This is a genomic window from Borrelia tillae, from assembly GCF_055693965.1.
On sequence record NZ_JBTGSB010000006.1, the window covers coordinates 1 to 20,714 of the forward strand.

Genomic DNA, 20,714 nt, shown 5'->3' on the forward strand with positions numbered 1-20,714 from the left:
AATTTAATTGTTAATAGTACAAAACTGAACTACAACTAAATGAACTACAAACAAAATAAACCTAAAAATTATTACTAAATTAATAATACATTTCCTAGAATTATCCTCCTAAATTAGAATTATCCTCCTAAATGCTTTATATTAATTTATATATAAATTAAAGAGGAATATAGTAATGAAAAAAACAAATTTGTTAGTACTAAATATCTGTCTTATTTTCTTTTTAACTCTCTCTTGTGAACTTAAAACATTAGACAACAAAAACAAAAATCAAACGAAAAATCAATATTACTGAAATCTAAAAAATTACCTGACAAAAAATCTAAAAAACGACCTACATTGTCATCAAGTCCAATACCAGGGGGAGGAGAGGTGGATATAGAAAAANNNTCCGATGGCATAATAGAAGCAGAATTAGAAGAAGAAATATTTGAGGAACAAATAGAAAAGAAAATTTTGAAGAACAAATAGTGGAATTGAAGAACAAATAGTGGAAGAAGAATTAAAAGATTTAAAACAATAAAAATTATTTGTAATCATACTTTATATTCCTTATCTAATACTTACTCCTGCTTATCCTAAACAGATACTACAAAAATGGGCTTACTCATAAAGATATACTTCAGAGTACATTAAAATTATATAATTGGATGTTTGGGACTGTTATTACCTCTTTATGATTATCTATGATTTAATTAAAACTTCATTTTCCAGGCAATGAAATAAATGAAAGAACATTAGAAGAAAGAGCATTAGAAATATTGTACTGAACCTTATACACTATTCAAATTTAACGAAGAAATAATGGTTTAATGAACTGCTACTTTACCAACGCTACAAAGATTCACAAAATCCAAAACCTAATACCAACACTTATAAAAAAATTATAAGCTAATTTAAACATAGATAATTCATCTACACTAAATCCAATAGCAGGAGCAAGCTTGCAATACATATCAAACTTATTTTCACCTACATCCAAATTTCCAACAAAAGGAACTTGAAATCCTATACTCACTGCTCCTAAATGTATTGACCAAATCGAACCTAAACTGTAAACACCAAAACCAATGGCAAGCAATCTTTTCTTAGATGAAGAAGATAAAGAAAAAACATCTTTTGCAAAAAATGAGTCAATATAAAAAGATAATCTAAAGAAAGAAACAATCTATCAAATCTTTTAAAATGGCCTAAAGAACTAGGCGCATCGCTAAACTCAATAGGAACAATACCAAAATTCAAATTAAAATCATATAAACTAAATTCCATTGTCATTGGATGCGGCATTTGTATTCCTAACCCAAATTTACCTTTAACCCTTGCCTTTTCTAAGGCTAACCTCTNNNTCTCTCTCTTTTTTCTAAAGCTAACCTCTCTTCCTCTCTCTCTTTTTCTAGGGCTAACCTCTCTTCCTCTCTCTTTTTCTAAAGCCAATTTTTCTTCTTTTATTCTTTCTTTTATGCTTAATTTTACAAATTCTTTTAATGTTTTTTGCTTACTTTTTATAAAAGCATTATACAGATTTTGAAAATCTTCTAATTGAAATATCGCAACAACAGAGTCTGAGCTTTCATATTCAAGTTTTATTCTAAAATTTTTACATGTTAACAATTTTTTCTTAAAAGAAGGTATTAAAGAAGTTTTTAAAAACATACTTGTTAAATCTTTTGACAAAGTCCAATCCTGAATAAACTGATTGGTCACAATTGGTTCTTTATCAAAGACATAACTAACCTTAACTGAATCTATGTTAAATGAAAAAAAAACAATCTTCTTAGGAGATTTTAATCCAAGCCCGTAATCACTGGGAAATTGTACATAAATATAATCACTACCAATATGCAAAATACCAGAATCGTCTTTTCCTACAATTACTAATTCAGCGTCTTCTTTCTCAGTGAATTCATCATATGTTCTTTTTATAAAAGCAGAATTTTTATTATTCAAATAATATCTATACCACTTATCACCATCATGTTCGTCGTGAGAAACCGCAAAGATATTTTTATTAACTCCCAAAATGAAAAAAAGTAAAAACATAACAATAACTATATTAGTCTTAACATATAAAATTATTCTATTCATCATGTACCTTTATTTAAAATAAATAATCAAAAATAATATGACAACAATAAATACTAAACTAATTTTTACATACTTTAATATGCTTGATAGCTGCCCCCAAGCTTATCTAAAGCTTGTTGCTCAAACTGTAAAGATTTATCCTCCCATATAGTATAGCTGAATTAAGTATTCTAAAGATTTCTATCAAAAAAAACAAAATGACAATGCAAAAATCACTGTCATTATTTTTAATGGTAATTTTTTCATGAAACTATAAATTTTTTAATAGAAAATTTATAGTTTCATGAAAAAATTACCATTAAAAATAATAATCCAACTAACTTATAATGAAAATATAATACAATAATTAATTTTTACCAATATCTTTAACAAAAAAGATTCATAGCATATGAAAAAGAAGAGAAAAGCAAAAAAGAGAACAAATCAACCCAAGGAAGGGTTTGTGATAATTTGAATTTTCTTTTTGAAAAGGCACTTAATTTTCAAATCATTAACAAATGATGATAGATAATGTGTCAGTCTCAATTTGTTAATCTCTATATAATGGGGAAGATGTTTTTTGGTATATACCACTTAAATTTTATTAAAATAGACATTATTGTGCTGATGACTTTATCTACAAAAATAAGCTTACTCACAAAGATATTGGATGTCTAAGAAAACTTTGACATTTTAACTTATTCTTTCTTCTCATTTATCAATTAAATCTTCACGATCATGGTTTGGTAGCTTATATATAACTCTTGCTATTATTGAAAAACCAGCCAGACCTCCAGCAAAAAAAATTTCATTATATTTAATATCAAAGTATATTTTCAGCACCTATTTCATTGCAAAATTCCTCAATAGCCAAGTCAACATCTATCATTCTCTCACTAAGACTAATACTCGTATTATCATCTTTTTTACTTTTGCCTTTTAAATACTTTGACATCAAAGGTGAAAAAAACATTTTTAAACCTTTATTATAATCACCACCATCTGGCTCAATAGAAACAGTAAATTGGGCTATTTTTATTCTTTCATCTTTTACGGCATGATAAGCAAAAATAATTTTACTATTAGTAAAAATAAAACTAATAATAATTAATAATTTTAAAATTAACTTGTTTAAGTTTAACATAAAAATACTAGTCATAACACATATGAAATCAATAACAACACCAATCACACATATTATAATATATATATTCTTATCTTTCAAGATTTTCTAGGGCAGTTTTTTGCCTCTTTTATGAGCTCTTCTATTTCTTTCTTTCCCCCATTGCTTCAATTAGCTTTATAGAAGAAGATTCTAATTGGTTTAATGCATTTTCCGCCTCATTTGGTGCCTGTCTTGCTAACAAACTACTGTCTACTTTTCTTCCTGGCCAGTAGTAATAATTTCTACGTTTGTTTTTACTCTCTCAGTAATCGCTTCTTTTAAAGTCTCTTCGGATCTCTTAAAAGAGTATTTTGCAAAACTCAACTCATTAAATCCACTATCAATTTGACTCATAAGTTTTTCAAGATTAGACCTTTGATCATTTAACTGATTATGCAACTGAATTAGTTTCCGACTCTTTGCCTTATTATTCCTATTTCTATTTCTAGAATAACTCTCTCTTCTATTTTTGAGCTCTGAAAATATATTATAAAAACTAGATTTTAATTGTTCACATTCAATTCTACGATCGCGCACCCGTTCTTCTGCTAATTTACCAAATTCAGAATCTTCAAGTACATTTTTTACCTTATCAATTTCGTGTTGTGCTGCTTTTTCTTCATCAGTACTTAGGACTAACTCTTCTTCTTGTGGATGATAATATGGAGAATTTAAAATCACTGCTCTATCTACATTAACAGGTGCTACAGAACCAACTCGTAACACTTGTTTTTCTCTTTCTTTAAGATGTTGTTCAGCAAAATCTTCTTGTTCTTTTCTACCTTCTTGAATTTTCTCTATAAAGTCTAAATCTTTACCATCTTCCTTTTTCTCTACAAACTTTTCTCTTGCCTCATTTACCAATGCATTAATAGCATCTACACCACATGACAATAAACTTACAAAGTTTAGCGTGTATACTGCTAAAATGCTCTTCTTCATATACACACCTCCCACAAATCATAAAATTGCTCAATTTTTAATCCATAGAAACTAAAAAAAGTATATGCCATTTACTATAAATTACCATTACTTTAGTGCATCTTCAACAAGAATTAATCTTTGTTTCTTTTTTGTAATCAAGCCCCTTCTCATTAGATCTGCTAAATATTTCCTTATTTGATAGTACGATAAATTTGTATCTTTCCTAATTTTATTAATAGACTTTATTGTACGCCTATCATCTTCTAAATTAGATGTTATAAATTCAAGTGATCCTCCTCAACGCCTTTAGATATTTTCTTACCCTCTAAACTAGCAATTCGTGGTCTTCTATTTAGTATTCTTTGTCTTACACTATTCTTACCAGAACCTATCACATCACCTAAAAGCAATAACTTCTGTTCATAAAATTTATGGTAATAATTCTGTATTATACAAAATACCATTGCTAAAAATATATCTAGACAAACAGACAATAATAACAATAAATAAACAAACATTATATTAAAATAATCATTACTAGCAATAACAACTGATGTTCCATTCAATACATTAGCTGCTTTAAACTTATTATTATTTACAACTGTTGTTTCCATCAAATTACCAAGCTTAAAGCGCAAATCTCTCAAAGAGAGTAAATATTTATCCCTCTGATTAAATAAAGCTTTATTTTCTGCTTTTGCATTCTCAATTTCTATCATATAATCTCGCTTCATAGTTTTATATGTGTAGTCTAAACTTAAGTGTTTATTCTTAGCAAATTCTATACAATCATTATTGTTTTTAATCTTAATATCAATACTAGCTATTTCATCCTTAATTATCTTCTCTTTATCAGATAATAGCTTACGAATACCTTCCTCTTTCTCACTCTGACTTTTTTTGACACTTAATACAGTATCTCTAATAGTATCTTCAAACATTAAGCTAAAGAAACTCTCAAAACTCATCCATGAACTAACAGATTGGGTTACAAGTCCTATTACTAATAACACAAATATTGCTACTCGCTCTAAACATACAAATACTGAAACCTTGACAATACCTTCAACTATACGCTTCCTTAGTAAGGATAAAAAATACAATAATATTGAAGATGGAACTACTATTATGACTATTGTAAATGGCAATGTAAAACATAGTTTAGAATTATTACTAACATTATAACTTGTAATTCCCCTATGGGAATGCAACACATTGAAGAAAAATAAAAATAAAGCAAACATGATTAACCAAATATTGCGAATAAAAAATTCAAAATTAAGTTTCCAAGAATCTACAATGCTAAACTCAACATTATTAACATCTTTTTTATCATATTTATTTATCATCAAAGCTACCTCTCAAATCATATTACTATACAACTAACAAATTTTATATATCATCAAAGCCCCCTTTTAAAATTAAATTATGACGACATAATCAAATTGTGCTGAACTCATTAACTTATAATGAGTTATTTGTCTATAAGAGACACCTAAATATTTTATTAAAACCATAAATCATCATTGTAACAAAAATATAAAACAACACGCATAAAAGTAATCATCAAACTTTTATTTAAGAGCACAGCCCATAATCACTGACAACACGACCATCAAATGTTATAGTAGGTGATTTTTATTAATTCTATTAACCTAACTGTATTTTTATTTATCTGCTTAGCAACTAATGATTCCTTTATCAAAATTTAACCTTAATTTTTACATCCTCATAACGACCAAGTCTAAATTTTCAAAGAAAAAAATAAAACAAGTAACAAAATTACTATTTTAATTTTTAAGTTTATTTATTAATAATCATTTCCTTTTTTTCTTTTTCTTATTATAGATATCATATTATTACAAAATTGTTTTTAAGTTTTATCTTTATACAAAAAAGAGTTTTAAATAAAAAAAGTCACCTTGACTTTAAATCTAGTCAAAAGTGAATTTTTCATTTATAATAAAATAATTAAAATCCAAAGCTTCTTATTAGCAATAAGAAAATCCAAACTTTGGATTAACACAAATAACGTATGGTAAGTATAGCAAAAGAAGAGAAAAATTTCAAATTAAGTGGTATAAAAAGCCAAATAAAATCAATACTAAAAGACCTTATAGCTTTAAACAAAGATAAAACATCCTCTAATCCTAAATGCATCCGTGTATTACAAGTAAAATATCAAATAATCAGAATGCTAAGATTAAGAAACAGATTGCTTAAAATTTATTGGGCAATAAATGTTAAAAATACACATTATAAACAATCAGGTGGGGTTGAAGAATATTCAGCAAGTGATATCTATCATATGGTAATCAAGCTATTAAAAAATGACGGCTATAAAAAAGTATGCAAACGAACAATTGAAAGGGACATAAAACTCTTAAATGAGATGGGATTACTAAAATCTAAAATTATAAGATTTGGTGAATATAAGGGAAGTAGAGCTCACTATAAACAAAACATGCAGTTATCACATTTACATAAAGAAATAATCTTAGAATACCTTATACATTTACTAAAAGAACGTCTAAGTGATAAAAAAATTATTGGTGATTTTGATGATTCATTGGATGATGAAAATTTCAATTATACAAATCTTGAAAAATTTAACATATTATCTAAAGTGAAGAATACAAATGTAATGTCGCATCGATATGAATCGGACGTTTTTAATAATAAAGCTAATATAAGCTATAAAATTAATAAGAATTCTAACGAAATTCTTTCCAAAAAAACTACTCTTAATAATCAAAAACCAAAACAATACAAATTTGAAAGAAAAGATATAAAAACAAGGCTGATTTCTACTCACAAAATTAGCAAAAAGTATCTACAACAAATAAAAGAGTGTAGCAATAATGATTCAACTTACATAAACGCACTAATAAACTTAGAAACAGCCATAATCGAACACAAAGATAATTACAATATCGAGGATATATTAGAACATTTCTTAAAACAATTTAGTAACCGGTACAAGCACAAGGTATGGATGATGATGAGGCGTAAAGATGGTATAATTAGTGACTATAAGCTCATATGGGAGATAAAATTTAAAAATTTATACCCAGATAAGTACAAATTAAATTATACGGTTAAAAACACTTATGGCGAGAATATAAGAATCAAAAATAAAATTTTAAACAAGCAAACAAGCAAACAAATATCAGACAATTTTCAATATAATCAAAATAACGAACCAGAAAAAATTGAAAAGGAAAAAGAAAAACGTAAACTAATTAAAACGAAGAGAGGAATATCTTAAAAATCTGTTTAAGCGTGAAGCCCAAGAAATGCAAGAACGTCTAAGAAAAGCTAGAGAAGAAAAAAATTACCTAAAAGCACAAATTAAAGAAATTATAACGACCCACCGCTTGGAAAAAAGGGTTAGAGCAAATAATGTTGATATGATGGATAACGGAAAAGTAAATATAGAGAATAATAACACCCAAGACTCTCTATTGATGCCTGAGAGTTGTTTTGTTGAAGAGAGAGCAATTCCAGATATTAATCTTAAGAGTAATTATGAAGGGTTTAAGACTACTAAGGGAATATTTTTAGATAATTTAAAAATTGCAATTTTAAATCAAGAAAAGGATAAAGATTTAAGTAAAGAAGGAAAAGTGATATGAGATTTAGTTTGCAATATTTAGCAAAAAGGCTATATATAAAAAGAAATATATTTTGGGAAATATATACGAGTGATGAAATACAAGCTAAGAAAACAGATGAGTCAATAATTAATTTTCCAATACTTAGTCCTGAAGATATTGATTATGAGTATATATATTCATATCTTAAAGAGTGGGTTGCAAAGAAATATAGTGATGATAATAATTTGGAAATCAAAATAACACAGATAGACAATAATGAGTATTACTGTGAAACAACCATAGGTGCTTTAATGAATAATATTTTAGATAGACTTCGCAAAGACTATAAGGAAATATTTCTTGATAATTTAGAAAAAAAGGTCGTTGTTAAGGAGGAAGTTACACCTGAAATTAAGTTACAATCAGAAGAAAGTCAATTAAAAAATAATGAAGAAGAGGAAATTGAAGACTTAAAAACACGCTCACAAACTAAAAAAGCTAAAGTTGTAAAAAAGGATAAACCGGTGGTTAATAGGAGTTAATAATATTATCATATTATGATTTAATAGTAATAGTAAGTCACATTTTACTTACCAAAAAACGAATAAATAAGTCCAATTAAAGTTAAAAAAATACCTGTACATAAGGTAATAACAGTCCCAAGCATCCAATTATGTAATTTTAATATAAAAAATGCACCACCTAACTGACTAACTAATAATTTAACAGAGATTAAATTTAAATTTAAGACATCATAATACTTTTAAAAATAAAACTTAAAGAGTACTTTGTCCTTATTAACAATTTTTGATAAAAAATTGTTAATAAGGACAAGGTTTAGCAAAAGTAGAAATTCATTGAACCATTACTTCGTCTATTAAATTTATTCATAGAAAAGTTTATAATAATGATTATATTTATAATAAATTATTAACTAAGAGGTGAGAAATAATATGTCTAAAAATGTTGATGAAGTATATTGTACTTCTTGTGGTAAGATAATCAAAAAAGAATCTTCTATTTGTATTCATTGTGGGGTTGCAAATAAAGTAGCCTGTGCATCTTCTGGTGAAAGTAAGTTGATGTTATTTTTATTGTGTTTATTTTTAGGATATTTAGGAATTCATAGATTTTATTCTGGAAGGATTGGTACTGGATTGCTATACATGTGCACTCTTGGCTTAGGTTCCATTGGAGTTTTTATTGACTTAATACGTATTGCGCGTGGCACTTTTAGTCATGTTAAGTATGCTCATATAAAATAACATATGGCTATTATTGCAAATAACCAAGTTTGTATCCTTGACTGGTTATAAGAGAAAAATCAAAGAGATTAGTGCTTAATAATGTTAATGATAACTAAAAAGTGTAGAACAATCATTTTTGAGTTATCATTTAATTTTTTATTAGTTTACTATTAATTTTAGTATTATTTTTATCTTGTGTGGCTTTAAGATAATTTTCTTAATGAAGGAATACAATATAATAACAAATTATACAAGACCTAATATTTGATTTTACATTGTAAGGAGAGACCAAGAACTACCAACATTGGTTTATTTTTTATCTCATTAACGAATTTATTCTTTTCACTACTAATTGATAGACTTTTCAGTAGTCATCTTATATTATGAAAGGACTTCTTGTAATTATTATTACCAATAATGAATTTTAAATAAAATTACATTTAGAGGCATGAGATATCATTTACTTAAGACTTTTGATGGGATTTATAGCATTAATTTGCATGGTAACGTAAGGAAAAAAGAAAAGACAGAACATGGTTTTTTATTTGAATTAAAAAATTGTTAGTTTTATTCTTAAAAAAGACTATGTAATTAGTAATTCACTTTAATATTTACTCTTTCACACCTATCATATCAACATTATTTACCCTATCCCTTTCCAAGGTAGCATACTTTCTTTAGTTCGTTCTTTTAAATAATCTTCTTCTCTAGGTTTTCTTAGCAGCGCGTTTTAATAAATAAAAGCTTTGTTTAGTATCAACTTCAAATAAACAAATTTTCACATAACTTGTAATTCACAATAAAGGCTCTCTTCTTACAAAGAGAGGAATAAACATGATAAAAGTACTAATACTCAGCCTAGTTTTTTCTATATTTATATCTTGCGACTTAATCAGTGAGTAAAATGGTCATACCATTTTACTCAGGCTAGAAAAGAACTTATTAATTACAATATGAAAGCAAAATAAGAAAAAATGGTGTTTGAAAAAGAAAAAAAAGCGCTTGCATCAAACAATTCTTCTAATAATTCAAGTGCATCACACCCTGTCTTAAGTAAAGAAGCACAAGCATATTTAAATGAACAAATTAGTGAATCTAAAGAATTAGAAAAGGATATTCAAGAAGCCTTACGTGTAATCGAGTCTAACACTTAAAAAACAACAAACAACAATAGCCATATTCGTATTTATGAGTATAAATACGAATATGGCTATGACATTTTCCACAATCATAATAAATAACTTCAAAAAACTCACTAATTGCCAATCTTCTTTAAAGAAACTTTAATTTATTTATCCCTAAAATGATAAATATTGTTGCCTTTATTTTTTAAAACCACACCCCAGTTATTTAGCTATTTCTTTTATTCCTTTAACAAGAGTGAACTTACACTTTCAGCCCCCCCAGGTGGTGGCCAGAAACAGTAGCACCACCTAAATATAGCACAAGCCTACTTTTGATGCCTCTTTTGATCTTAATGCACCACCCCTGTTTAATATATTATTACTGGAATTAAATAAAAAAGATATCAAGAAAATTATATTCCTCATTGATTTTACTTCTCATTTTACTTATCTTTGAATTAAATACTAATTTTATAACTCTATTTATTTCTATTAGTTAAAATTTATATGTATTGTCTTTAGCTCCATATAAAGTGTTATGTTGATCATAAATTTATTATCAAAACTTTAAAAAAACTTTAAACAGTAACAAATAGGCCACTTATTTATTTAAATGAATAATATCAAAACACTTGCCTCTTAGTGAGCTTAGCTTTTTTGTTTTTATATTAAGATTAATCTAATCTACTATTTACATAGAAATATCAACATAAGTGTATGCTATGGCTATATAAATCATAGTTCTCACGATTTAAGTTATTAATTTATCTTGCCTAAATACTTAAAAGAAAGTCATTTAATTTTTTCCAAAAGACAATCCTAATATCTTTAATATTAATATAATAAATAACAACTAGTGTTAAAAGCTAAAGAGATTTATAATCAAATGAAATCATTACTAAGCAATAAAGTCATTTAATAAAAAAAGAAAACGTTTTGACTACTTAATCCCAAAAGTATAAACTATAGTAGTTAATAAGAAGTTATTTATCTTTAGAACTTTGTATTTCTTTGTCTAATTCATATAAAGATTAAATCATTTAAGAATGAAAAAGAATCAACATCAAATAATCCTTTATCACTTATTTTTAAGTGAGGTATTACCGTTAATGACATAAAAGAGAGTGTCATTAATGGATGAGTCAGACTAGAGCCCAAAGTATCTTTACAAAAGTTATTTGGTTGAATGTATTTCAATGCAACATCTTTGGGTGGAAGCATGGTCATTAAACCAGCAATTGGCAATTTTAACATTAAAGTATGTGTGTTATTTAATGCATACAAACCCCCTTGTTTTTCTATAATAATATTTGCTGCTTTGCATAAATATTCATCTCTGGTTCCAACAATGATAATATTGTGAGAGTCATGAGCAACTGTACTACCAATAGCACCATCTTTAATTCCAAAATTTTTTATAAAACCAATTGATATTTTATTGTTATTATACCTATTTATTACTGCTATTTTTAAAATGTCTTCCTTGATATTAGATTGAAAATCTGGAACCAACAGGCTACTGTCTGTCATAGTTTTGTAAGTTATAATTTGATTATCAATGCAATTTATTGTTGGTATGGCTTTTTTTGTGTAAAAAATTTAAAATCTTTAGAGGATTTCTTACTACAGTTAAAATTATTTATAAGGTTTTCATTTAGTAATGGAATATATGATTTGCCATTACTAAATACTAAATTACCATTTATATAAGTTTTATCAATATTAAAATTTTTTTAAATCTTGAGTAATGATAAAATCGGCAGGGTCTCCAACTCTAAGTATACCAACTGGAATGTTATAGTGTATAACAGGATTAATACAAGCTATTTTTAATACATCAAAAAGATTATGACCATGTTTTATTGCACGTGCAACAATTAAATTTATATGTCCGTTAAGCAAAATATCAAGATGTGCATCATCAAAACAAAACATTAACTGATCTCTGTATTTACCTAAGTTTTCGCTAATTAGTGGATGCAGAGCATTAAAATTTTTAGTCGCACTTCCTTCTCTAATTAGAATTTTTATTCCTAGAGATAATTTATATCGTGCATCTTCTATTGTCGAACATTCATGATCGGTACTAATTCCTGCAGATATATACTTTAGAGTTTCTACTTGTGATAAATTTGGTACATGTCCATCTACGACTTTATTACGTTTTATGGCAGAATGAATTTTATTCATTATTTGGGGTTCTTTGTTTATAACACCATTAAAATTCATCATTTCAGCTAAATAATAAATATTTTTATGTGAGAGTAATTGATCCACATCTTTGTCATCTCAAACCATATCCCGAGGTTTCGAATTCCAAAGGTAATGCTGGAACACAAGAAGGTGCTCCAAAAAAAATTTTAAAGTCGACTTTATTTGCATTATTTATCATAAAATTGATACCATCAATACCATTTACGTTTGCTATTTCATGTGGAGTAGCTACAGTGCCATGTTGTACTACTAAATGAGCAAAATGAGATGGAATTAGAAGAGAACTTTCTATATGTATGTGGAAGTCAATAAATCCAGGTAATATGTAGTTTTTTAAAAGAGAGTCGTTGGTTTTCTTTATGTTTGCTATAGTTCCATTTTTTATTGTTATATGGGCAGGATAAATTTTTTTATTTAAAATATCAATGTAATTTGCTTTGATTATGAATGAATTCATTTTTTCCCCCTTTAGATAGATTTTTTATTAAATTACAGAAATATTTGTTATATTTCATCATATGTATAAATTTATATTTTTTGTTGATTTGTGATTGATTCTAATATAATAGATAATAGACTCAAATTACTTCCAATAACATGATTATCACATTTTATATTATGTAAAGTTCAAATTATTTATAGTTTTATATCTATTTTAAGTACATTAACATGTAATATGATTACACATCATATTATGAAATTTTATCTATGATTTATTGTCAGTATTTTTTTAGATTATAGATGATTAGAGATAGATGATTGTTGATTTTGCTTAATAAATTTTTTGTGTATGATAAATGCTTTTATTGAAAAATGTGAAATAAGTGTAAATTATTGCTTATTAATAAGGAAGGAGTGGAGTATTTACGTGAAATATAATAATAAATATCTAATATTTAATTTATTGTTTTTTTTTGTTAGTTTTTTTTAATAGATATGATTCTATTTCAAATAAAAATAGTAGCCAAAATAGCAATATTTTAATAGTATTTGCTATGGATGAGGAAGCTAATGAATTTAATAATCTATATCTAATAGAAAAAAATAATTTCAAAAGATTATGGTGTTAATAAGAAAATTATTAAAGGTACAGTATTTAATCGGAATGTTATTTCTGCTGTAGTAGGAATTGGTAAGGTAAATACAAGTTTATGGACCAGTTACCTTCTTTCTAAGAAGAATAGAAGCCATGTAATCAATTGTGGAGTTGCTGGTGGTGTTGATAATCCCAAACTTAAGCTAAAAAATTTTAAAGTAGGAGACATAGTACTATCTTCAGAAGTTGCTTATCATGATTTTTATTTGGTAAAATTTGGACACAAAATTGGACAGGTCCCAAGATTGCCACAAAAATTTAGTAGTGATAAAAATTTACTTCAAAAAGCTTTAAAGGCTATTAAAACAAGTCTTAAAGATATTAATGGTTATTCAGGATTAATGCTTTCAGGAGATCAATTTATAGATTCACATTATATTGTAACAATTATGTCAAATTTCGAGGATGTATTATCAGTAGATATGGGGGGTGCGGCATTAGCAAACGTTGCCCATGTTTTTTAATGTTCCTTTTTTAATTATTAGATCAATATCTGATGTTGTAAACAATGAGGATAATGAAGTTGAATATTACGAATTTTTGAAAACAGCAACAGTGAATGCATCTGTAATGTTACAAGAAATTTTAATATCACTTTAATTTTAATTGATTATTCATTAAGCTGAAGTCTGATAATTTACGGCCAGACAGACTAGTTTAGTAATTGTGATGATAAATATAACAAAGTTTTTGTTTTTGCTAAATTTATGATGAATATCATAGTTAATGATTAATATAATTAATTTCATAATACATAATAAGTTCACCTTCATAATACATAATAAGTTCACCTTCATAATACATAATAAGTTCACCTTAAGTATAAATTCATCACAAATTGTTAATAAGGTGTTCTTTAAGTTTTATATTTATAAATAAAGTATTATGATGTCTTAAATTTAGATTTTATCTTTGTTAAATTATTTTTTTAAATTATTAGTTAGTTCTAAGGTACACTTTGAATAAATCCATTAAAATTATAATTATTAATTATTACTCCTACTTTAGCATTCCTTTCACTCTTTTGTATTTTACTAATTTCTTCTGCAATGATTCTTGCTTCAATATTTCTTAAATTTTCATCAATTGGTACTGGTGTTACTCTTATAAGCTTACTTTGTCTCATTTCACTAGTAATTAGTTTCCGTACCAGGTATAGCTGATTTTACTTTAGATATTCTTAGCAATGTTTCATCTAATAATTCTTGAGCTTATGCTAAATCACTAGATTTGCCCCAATACAGATTATAACATTTCCTTATCAACTTTTGCTTTAGCCTTAATACGTTTTTCTTCTAAGCCCTCAGGTTTGTGTGCACGCCCACCTTTAATATTTTTAGAATATCTTCTATTTTAGTTGTTGCTTCACTCTCTTGTTGCTTTTTGAATTTATATTCGATTTCTACCTGTGCAATTCGTCTTCGAAATTCTTCTCCAGAGATTTGTCCCTTACTTTGTGCTTGCTTGAAAAACTCAATCTCCTTGACTTCAAGCTCACTTAGCTTCTCTTTTCGCATTGCAATTTCACGATCAAATACTTCCTCAATACTCAGAAGTTCAACCTCGCTTTTCTTAACTAGTTCCTCTAAATTCCTATCACGCTTCTCTTCAACCCTTTTATTCTTTTTTACTCTAATCCATTAAAAACAATGCTTACCGTATAAAGCTTAAAGCAACCGAAGCAATTTGCACCCCAAAGGCCCCCCATACTCGATAACATGTCTTTTGGTATATCAAATAATGAGCTAGTTAAAGTATCTGTCTTCTTACCCACATCTGTTGCTAAGCTTTTTGCTAAATCTTGATTAAAAACCTTATTATCATCTTTATATTTTTTTGCAACCCACTCTTTAAGGTATGAATATATATACTCATAATCAATATCTTCAGGACTAAGTATTGGAAAATTAATTATTGACTCATCTGTTTTCTTAGCTTGTATTTCATCACTCATATATATTTCCCAAACTATATTTCTTTTTATATAGAGTCTTTTTGCTAAATATTGCAAATTAAATCTCATATCACTTTTCCTTCTTTACTTAAATCTTTATCTTTTTCTTGATTTGAAATTGCAATTTTTAAATCAAGAAAAAGATATTCTCTTAGTAGTCTTAAATCCTTAATAATTACTTTTAAGCTTATCGTCCGTCCTTCCTTCAACAAAACAACTCTCAGGCATCAATAGAGAGTCTTGGGTATTATTGTTCTCTGTATTAACGCTATAAATCTATCAAGAATTGTTAACCATAAAACAAAGGTTAAACTGAAAATCCACTTGTTGTTCTTTTCTAAGTTGGATATGTCTTTTTTAACGTTATCAATTTTATTATTCAAGTTATTTTCAACATTATCAACTTTCTTGTCAAGTTCTCTAATATCAGCTTTTAAGCCAGTCCCAACCTTTTCTAGTTTAAGATTAAAGTAGTCTCTAAATATTCTATATCTTTATGAGTAAGCCCATTTTTGTAGTATCTATAGGGTAAGTCAAGTCATAAACAATATCCTTATTAATGCCGGCTTTAATAAGTTCATTAAGAAGCATTTACCTTGTAATAACAGTTTGAGACAGTGCCATATAAAAATTCCTTATAATAATATTTATTATATTATTATAGCGATAATAGAAGTGTTATTTTATGAAACAAGATGTTGAGAATAAAATGAATATGCAATTTTATTGAAAAAAGAGTTTTAAATAAAAAAAGTCACCTTGACTTTAAATCTAGTCAAAAGTGAATTTTTTTATTTATAATAAAATAATTAAAATCCAAAGCTTCTTATTAAGAAGAATAAGAAAATCCAAACTTTGGATTAACACAAAATTATGATCAATATGTTAAATATTATAGCAAAAGAAGAGAAAAATTTCAAATTAAGTGGTATAAAAAGCCAAATAAAATCAATACTAAAAGACCTTATAGCTTTAAACAAAGATAAAACATCCTCTGATCCTAAATGCATCCGTGTATTACAAGTAAAATATCAAATAATCAGAATGCTAAGATTAAGAAACAGATTGCTTAAAATTTATTGGGCAATAAATATTAAAAATACACATTATAAACAATCAGGTGGGGTTGAAGAATATTCAGCAAGTGATATCTATCATATGGTAATCAAGCTATTAAAAAATGACGGCTATAAAAAAGTATGCAAACGAACAATTGAAAGGGACATAAAACTCTTAAATGAGATGGGATTACTAAAATCTAAAATTATAAGATTTGGTGAATATAAGGGAAGTAGAGCTCACTATAAACAAAACATGCAGTTATCACATTTACATAAAGAAATAATCTTAGAATACCTTATACATTTACTAAAAGAACGTCTAAGTGATAAAAAAATCATTGGTGATTTTGATGATTCATTGGATGATGAAAATTTCAATTATACAAATCTTGAAAAATTTAACATATTATCTAAAGTGAAGAATACAAACGTAATGTCGCATCGATATGAATCGGACGTTTTTAATAATAAAGCTAATATAAGCTATAAAATTAATAAGAATTCTAATGGAAAGAATTCCAACGAAATTCTTTCCAAAAAAACTACTCTTAATAATCAAAAACCAAAACAATACAAATTTGAAAGAAAAGATATAAAAACAAGGCTGATCTCTACTCACAAAATTAGCAAAAAGTATCTACAACAAATAAAAGAGTGTAGCAATAATGATTCAACTTACATAAACGCAATGATAAACTTAGAAACAGCCATAATCGAACACAAAGATAATTACAATATCGAGGATATATTAGAACATTTCTTAAAACAATTTAGTAACCGGTACAAGCACAAGGTATGGATGATGATGAGGCGTAAAGATGGTATAATTAGTGACTATAAGCTCATATGGGAGATAAAATTTAAAGATTTATACCCAGATAAGCACAAATTGAATTATACGGTTAAAGACACTTACGGCGAGAATATAAGAATTAAAAATAAAATTTTAAACAATCAAACAAGCAAACAAATATCAGACAATTTGCAATATAATCAAAATAACGAACCAGAAAAAATTAAAAAGGAAAAAGAAAAACGTAAACTTGAATTAAAACGAAGAGAGGAATATCTTAAAAATCTGTTTAAGCATGAAGCCCAAGAAATGCAAGAACGTCTAAGAAAAGCTAAAGAAGAAAAAGATTACCTAAAAGCACAAATTAAAGAAATTATAACGACCCATCGCTTGGAAAGCGTTAGAGCAAATAATGTTGATATGATGGGTAACGGAAAAGTAAATATAGAGAATAATAATACCCAAGACTCTCGATTGATGCCTGAGAGTTGTTTTGTTGAAGAGAAAGCAATTCCAGATATTAAGCTTAAGAGTAATTATGAAGGGTTTAAGACTACTAAGGGAATGTCTTTAGATAATTTAAGAATTGCAATTTCAAATCAAGAAAAGGATAAAAGTTTAAGTAAAGAAGGAAAAGTGATATGAAATTTAGTTTGCAATATTTAGCAAAAAGGCTATATATAAAAAGAAATATATTTTGGGAAATATATACGAGTGATGAAATACAATCTAAAAAAACAGATGAGTCAATAATTAATTTCCCAATACTTAGTCCTGAAGATATTGATTATGAGTATATATATTCATACCTTAAAGAGTGGGTTGCAAAAAAATATAGAGATGATAATTTGGAAATCAAAATAACACAGACAGACAATAATGAGTATTACTGTGAAACAACCATAGGTGCTTTAATGAATAATATTTTAGATAGACTTCGCAAAGACTATAAGGAAATATTTCTTGATAATTTAGAAAAAAAGGTCGTTGTTAAGGAGGAAGTTACACCTGAAATTAAGTTACAATCAGAAGAAAGTCAATTAAAAAATAATCAAGAAGAGGAAATTGAAGACTTAAAAACACGCTCACAAACTAAAAAAGCTAAAGTTGTAAAAAAGGATAAACCGGTGGTTAATGAGAGTTAATAATATTATTATATTATAATTTATGTAAATTACTGATGTTGTTAGAAACTTATAGTAATAGTAAGTCACATTTTACTTACCAAAAAACGAGTAAATAAGTCCAATTAAAGTTAAAAAAATACCTGTACATAAGGTAATAACAGTCCCAAGCATCCAATTGTGTAATTTTAATGTACTCTTAAGTTCCATTGTGTTCTTATCAATTTTACTATTTAATTCATTTTTAACGTTATCAATTTTATTATCAAGTTCTTTAATATCAGATTTCAATTCATTTTTAACGTTATCAATTTTATTATCAAGTTCTTTAATATCAGATTTCAATTCATTTTTAACGTTATCAATTTTATTATTTAAGTTATTCTCAACGTTATCAATTTTATTATTTAAGTTATTCTCAACGTTATCAATTTTATTATTTAAGTTATTCTCAACGTTATCAATTTTATTATCAAGATCTTTAATATCAGATTTCAAATTTGTTTCTACTTTTTCAATATCAGCTTTTAAGCTAGTCCCAACCTTTTCAAGTTTAAGATTCAAGGTAGTCTCTAAGTATTCTATATCTTTATGAGTAAGCTCATTTTTGTAGTATCTATAGGATAAGTCATCAGCAATATCCTTATCAATGCCGGCTTTAATAAGTTCATTGAAAACCATTTGTCTTGTAATAACAGTTTGAGGCAGTGCCATAGAGAAACTCCTTATAAAATATATATTATTCCAGTATTTTATAATAATATTATACAGTATTTAGCGACAATAGAAGTGTTATTTTAACAAAAGAGGGCGATGTTAAGGGTAAAATGAATTTGTAGTTTTATTGAAAAAAGAGTTATAAATAAAAGATACCCCAGCCAATATATAAATTATAAATGGCAATAAATGGTACTTTCACAACAACAGCCAAAATTAAATTAAAATTCAAAGTCAATTATATGAGTTAAGCATTTTAGATAAAATTAGATAAAAGACATACGGATATACTTAGAGAGATAGTGTTTAAGGCAAGAAAACATTAGCAAATATTTGTTTTTGAGTTCTATTAGTATGTTTATAAGGTATATTAAGTTTTTTTAAATTTGAGTTTATGTAAGTTTTTAGAGTACGTATATTTTTATTATGTTTATAGTCACGCATAAAAGATTCAATTAAAGTAGCAATAGTTGAGTGTAATTTATTGTCGCTATTTTTATAGAATAGTAAGTTATGAGCATGTATACGTAGTGGAAGAAGTGAATTAATTAAGTTTAAGCTTTGATTGTTATTGAGAATAATAGATTTATTTACAAGTTTGATGTGTTTATATTTAAGTGTGCGTGAACTGGAATTATTGTAACAAAAGTAATAACCAGTGAGATTTTTTTTGGGGAAGGAATTGAGGATAGCAAGATAAATAGATTCTAGATGTTTAGTAGTAATGTCTGAAAGGAAGAATTTTTTAAGAATACGATTAAGTTTTAAGGCAGAAATGGTAGAATTAATTTGTTTGACAGAATAAATAGCACTAATGATTAGTTTGGGATTAACTAAAGTATGTTTTATGATTTGTAATTTAGAAGATAAAGTATAAGAAATAATATTATCATTTGTTGTTATAGAGTTAGAAAGAGAAAAGTTTTTATTATTGAGATGAGATAAAGGGATACCAGAGGAAAGAATAATACCAATGGTTTTAAGTTCTATATTGTTTGATGTTAAGAAATAATCTTTAGAGAAAGAAATAATTTCTTTAGGATTTATTTCAATTGATTTGTCTGTTTGATTTTTATTTGTTTTACTTTTATAGGTAGAAATTTTAGTAATAGTTTTTTTAGATTGAAGTTTTGTAAAAAAATTTTTTAAGTTCACCATTATATATAAATATATATATCTATTTATAAAAATCTAAAAAATATTATATTTGTACTTTTTCACAATAATCGTATATTTTCTTTTGTTCAATTCGTAAAAATATAAAAATTAAAAAATTAACTTTATATTTTTTTATAACAACTTTTGTTTTTTTATAACAACTTTTATTTTTTTGTAAATTTATAGTTATGAAAAAAAAATTAAAAAAACTTGTTTTTTTATAAATGGATATATAATATAATTATGAGAAACAAGGAAAAAACAACAAAATTTAGAGGTTTCGGGGGTTGACACCAGCTAGTTTGATAGCAACTTTGAGGTTTTTATGACAACCCATAGGAACCAGAAAATTAAAAATGCAACTTTTCATTTTTTCAATACAACCTATTATTTTTTCATGACAATTTTATATTTTTTTGTAGCAATTCGGGATAGGAAAATTTTTCAAATAATTTCTGTACTAATTGCAAATTACTT

The 20,714-nt window shown here is 26.4% G+C and carries 21 protein-coding genes and 2 pseudogenes; 8 read left to right on the plus strand and 15 right to left on the minus strand.

Going from position 1 to position 20,714, the window contains the following annotated elements:
- Window positions 1–844: 844 nt before the first annotated feature.
- The 8 genes from ACWUD1_RS05735 to ACWUD1_RS05770 form a co-directional block, all read right to left on the minus strand.
- Complete coding sequence (locus ACWUD1_RS05735; RefSeq protein ID WP_472757184.1) at window positions 845–1,018, minus strand: hypothetical protein; 174 nt, start codon at window positions 1,016–1,018, stop codon at window positions 845–847.
- Window positions 1,019–1,047: 29 nt separating this feature from the next.
- Complete coding sequence (locus ACWUD1_RS05740) at window positions 1,048–2,088, minus strand: BAPKO_0422 family outer member beta-barrel protein (RefSeq protein ID WP_472757185.1); 1,041 nt, start codon at window positions 2,086–2,088, stop codon at window positions 1,048–1,050.
- 687 nt (window positions 2,089–2,775) lie between these two features.
- Entirely contained in the window at window positions 2,776–2,907 is a 132-nt protein-coding gene (locus ACWUD1_RS05745; protein WP_472757186.1) for a hypothetical protein, read from the minus strand.
- Window positions 2,888–3,289: a hypothetical protein gene (locus ACWUD1_RS05750; protein WP_472757187.1), complete on the minus strand. Its 402-nt coding sequence runs from the start codon at window positions 3,287–3,289 to the stop codon at window positions 2,888–2,890. The genes ACWUD1_RS05745 and ACWUD1_RS05750 overlap by 20 nt, the downstream gene beginning before the upstream one ends.
- A gap of 40 nt (window positions 3,290–3,329) precedes the next feature.
- Window positions 3,330–3,431 (minus strand): hypothetical protein, encoded by a 102-nt coding sequence (locus ACWUD1_RS05755; protein ID WP_472757188.1) that lies wholly within the window; start codon window positions 3,429–3,431, stop codon window positions 3,330–3,332.
- Window positions 3,432–3,439: 8 nt separating this feature from the next.
- A complete protein-coding gene (locus ACWUD1_RS05760) occupies window positions 3,440–4,171 on the minus strand; it encodes a P12 family lipoprotein (protein ID WP_472757189.1) in 732 nt (243 codons plus the stop codon).
- An 87-nt stretch (window positions 4,172–4,258) separates the two neighbouring features.
- Complete coding sequence (locus ACWUD1_RS05765; RefSeq protein WP_472757204.1) at window positions 4,259–4,432, minus strand: winged helix-turn-helix domain-containing protein; 174 nt, start codon at window positions 4,430–4,432, stop codon at window positions 4,259–4,261.
- Window positions 4,429–5,502, minus strand: coding sequence for a hypothetical protein (locus ACWUD1_RS05770; protein ID WP_472757190.1), 1,074 nt, complete (start codon window positions 5,500–5,502; stop codon window positions 4,429–4,431). Before ACWUD1_RS05770 ends, ACWUD1_RS05765 begins: the two co-directional genes overlap by 4 nt.
- Before the next feature lie 686 nt (window positions 5,503–6,188).
- On the opposite strand from ACWUD1_RS05770, the gene ACWUD1_RS05775 reads away from it, so the two are divergent.
- The 5 genes from ACWUD1_RS05775 to ACWUD1_RS05795 all read left to right on the plus strand — a co-directional run bounded on the left by ACWUD1_RS05775 (window position 6,189) and on the right by ACWUD1_RS05795 (window position 10,150).
- Entirely contained in the window at window positions 6,189–7,421 is a 1,233-nt protein-coding gene (locus ACWUD1_RS05775; protein ID WP_472757191.1) for a plasmid maintenance protein, read from the plus strand.
- A gap of 28 nt (window positions 7,422–7,449) precedes the next feature.
- Window positions 7,450–7,788 (plus strand): hypothetical protein, encoded by a 339-nt coding sequence (locus tag ACWUD1_RS05780; protein ID WP_472757192.1) that lies wholly within the window; start codon window positions 7,450–7,452, stop codon window positions 7,786–7,788.
- Window positions 7,785–8,291, plus strand: coding sequence for a hypothetical protein (locus ACWUD1_RS05785; protein ID WP_472757193.1), 507 nt, complete (start codon window positions 7,785–7,787; stop codon window positions 8,289–8,291). The genes ACWUD1_RS05780 and ACWUD1_RS05785 overlap by 4 nt, the downstream gene beginning before the upstream one ends.
- Before the next feature lie 399 nt (window positions 8,292–8,690).
- Entirely contained in the window at window positions 8,691–9,014 is a 324-nt protein-coding gene (locus ACWUD1_RS05790) for a TM2 domain-containing protein (RefSeq protein ID WP_472757194.1), read from the plus strand.
- Window positions 9,015–9,973: 959 nt separating this feature from the next.
- The gene (locus tag ACWUD1_RS05795) at window positions 9,974–10,150 is read left to right on the plus strand and encodes a hypothetical protein (RefSeq protein WP_472757195.1); all 177 of its coding nucleotides are present in this window, start codon (window positions 9,974–9,976) and stop codon (window positions 10,148–10,150) included.
- A 990-nt stretch (window positions 10,151–11,140) separates the two neighbouring features.
- Here ACWUD1_RS05795 and ade read toward each other — a convergent pair.
- A pseudogene (ade, locus tag ACWUD1_RS05800) lies at window positions 11,141–12,791 on the minus strand (adenine deaminase).
- 442 nt (window positions 12,792–13,233) lie between these two features.
- Here ade and ACWUD1_RS05805 point away from each other — a divergent pair.
- Window positions 13,234–14,030 (plus strand): annotated as a pseudogene (locus tag ACWUD1_RS05805) (5'-methylthioadenosine/adenosylhomocysteine nucleosidase).
- 346 nt (window positions 14,031–14,376) lie between these two features.
- Here the strand turns inward: ACWUD1_RS05805 and ACWUD1_RS05810 are convergent.
- From ACWUD1_RS05810 to ACWUD1_RS05825, 4 genes are all read right to left on the minus strand, one after another.
- Entirely contained in the window at window positions 14,377–14,556 is a 180-nt protein-coding gene (locus tag ACWUD1_RS05810) for a hypothetical protein (RefSeq protein WP_472757196.1), read from the minus strand.
- A gap of 169 nt (window positions 14,557–14,725) precedes the next feature.
- Window positions 14,726–14,947: a hypothetical protein gene (locus tag ACWUD1_RS05815; protein WP_472757197.1), complete on the minus strand. Its 222-nt coding sequence runs from the start codon at window positions 14,945–14,947 to the stop codon at window positions 14,726–14,728.
- A 110-nt stretch (window positions 14,948–15,057) separates the two neighbouring features.
- Window positions 15,058–15,453 carry a hypothetical protein gene (locus ACWUD1_RS05820; protein ID WP_472757198.1) on the minus strand — a complete coding sequence of 132 codons (396 nt, stop codon included), beginning with the start codon at window positions 15,451–15,453 and terminating at the stop codon, window positions 15,058–15,060.
- The gene (locus tag ACWUD1_RS05825) at window positions 15,450–15,593 is read right to left on the minus strand and encodes a hypothetical protein (protein ID WP_472757199.1); all 144 of its coding nucleotides are present in this window, start codon (window positions 15,591–15,593) and stop codon (window positions 15,450–15,452) included. The genes ACWUD1_RS05820 and ACWUD1_RS05825 overlap by 4 nt, the downstream gene beginning before the upstream one ends.
- A 664-nt stretch (window positions 15,594–16,257) precedes the next feature.
- On the opposite strand from ACWUD1_RS05825, the gene ACWUD1_RS05830 reads away from it, so the two are divergent.
- Entirely contained in the window at window positions 16,258–17,883 is a 1,626-nt protein-coding gene (locus ACWUD1_RS05830) for a plasmid maintenance protein (RefSeq protein WP_472757200.1), read from the plus strand.
- On the plus strand, window positions 17,880–18,383 hold the full coding sequence (locus ACWUD1_RS05835) for a hypothetical protein (protein ID WP_472757201.1): 504 nt from the start codon (window positions 17,880–17,882) through the stop codon (window positions 18,381–18,383). The genes ACWUD1_RS05830 and ACWUD1_RS05835 overlap by 4 nt, the downstream gene beginning before the upstream one ends.
- Before the next feature lie 72 nt (window positions 18,384–18,455).
- On the opposite strand, the gene bdr is transcribed toward ACWUD1_RS05835, so the two are convergent.
- Both bdr and ACWUD1_RS05845 read right to left on the minus strand, forming a co-directional pair.
- Entirely contained in the window at window positions 18,456–19,076 is a 621-nt protein-coding gene (gene bdr / locus ACWUD1_RS05840) for a Bdr family repetitive protein (protein ID WP_472757202.1), read from the minus strand.
- Window positions 19,077–19,385: 309 nt separating this feature from the next.
- Window positions 19,386–20,237, minus strand: coding sequence for a hypothetical protein (locus tag ACWUD1_RS05845; RefSeq protein WP_472757203.1), 852 nt, complete (start codon window positions 20,235–20,237; stop codon window positions 19,386–19,388).
- Window positions 20,238–20,714: the final 477 nt, after the last annotated feature.

Coding starts and splice junctions, on each gene's coding strand:
- ACWUD1_RS05760 (WP_472757189.1), bottom strand. CDS start 4,171: ATGAAGAAGAGCATTTTAGCAGTATACACGCTAAACTTTGTAAGTTTA.
- bdr (WP_472757202.1), bottom strand. CDS start 19,076: ATGGCACTGCCTCAAACTGTTATTACAAGACAAATGGTTTTCAATGAA.
- ACWUD1_RS05845 (WP_472757203.1), bottom strand. CDS start 20,237: ATGGTGAACTTAAAAAATTTTTTTACAAAACTTCAATCTAAAAAAACT.
- ACWUD1_RS05770 (WP_472757190.1), bottom strand. CDS start 5,502: ATGATAAATAAATATGATAAAAAAGATGTTAATAATGTTGAGTTTAGC.
- ACWUD1_RS05830 (WP_472757200.1), top strand. CDS start 16,258: ATGATCAATATGTTAAATATTATAGCAAAAGAAGAGAAAAATTTCAAA.
- ACWUD1_RS05815 (WP_472757197.1), bottom strand. CDS start 14,947: ATGCGAAAAGAGAAGCTAAGTGAGCTTGAAGTCAAGGAGATTGAGTTT.
- ACWUD1_RS05780 (WP_472757192.1), top strand. CDS start 7,450: ATGCAAGAACGTCTAAGAAAAGCTAGAGAAGAAAAAAATTACCTAAAA.
- ACWUD1_RS05785 (WP_472757193.1), top strand. CDS start 7,785: ATGAGATTTAGTTTGCAATATTTAGCAAAAAGGCTATATATAAAAAGA.
- ACWUD1_RS05810 (WP_472757196.1), bottom strand. CDS start 14,556: ATGAGACAAAGTAAGCTTATAAGAGTAACACCAGTACCAATTGATGAA.
- ACWUD1_RS05775 (WP_472757191.1), top strand. CDS start 6,189: ATGGTAAGTATAGCAAAAGAAGAGAAAAATTTCAAATTAAGTGGTATA.
- ACWUD1_RS05820 (WP_472757198.1), bottom strand. CDS start 15,453: ATGAGATTTAATTTGCAATATTTAGCAAAAAGACTCTATATAAAAAGA.
- ACWUD1_RS05835 (WP_472757201.1), top strand. CDS start 17,880: ATGAAATTTAGTTTGCAATATTTAGCAAAAAGGCTATATATAAAAAGA.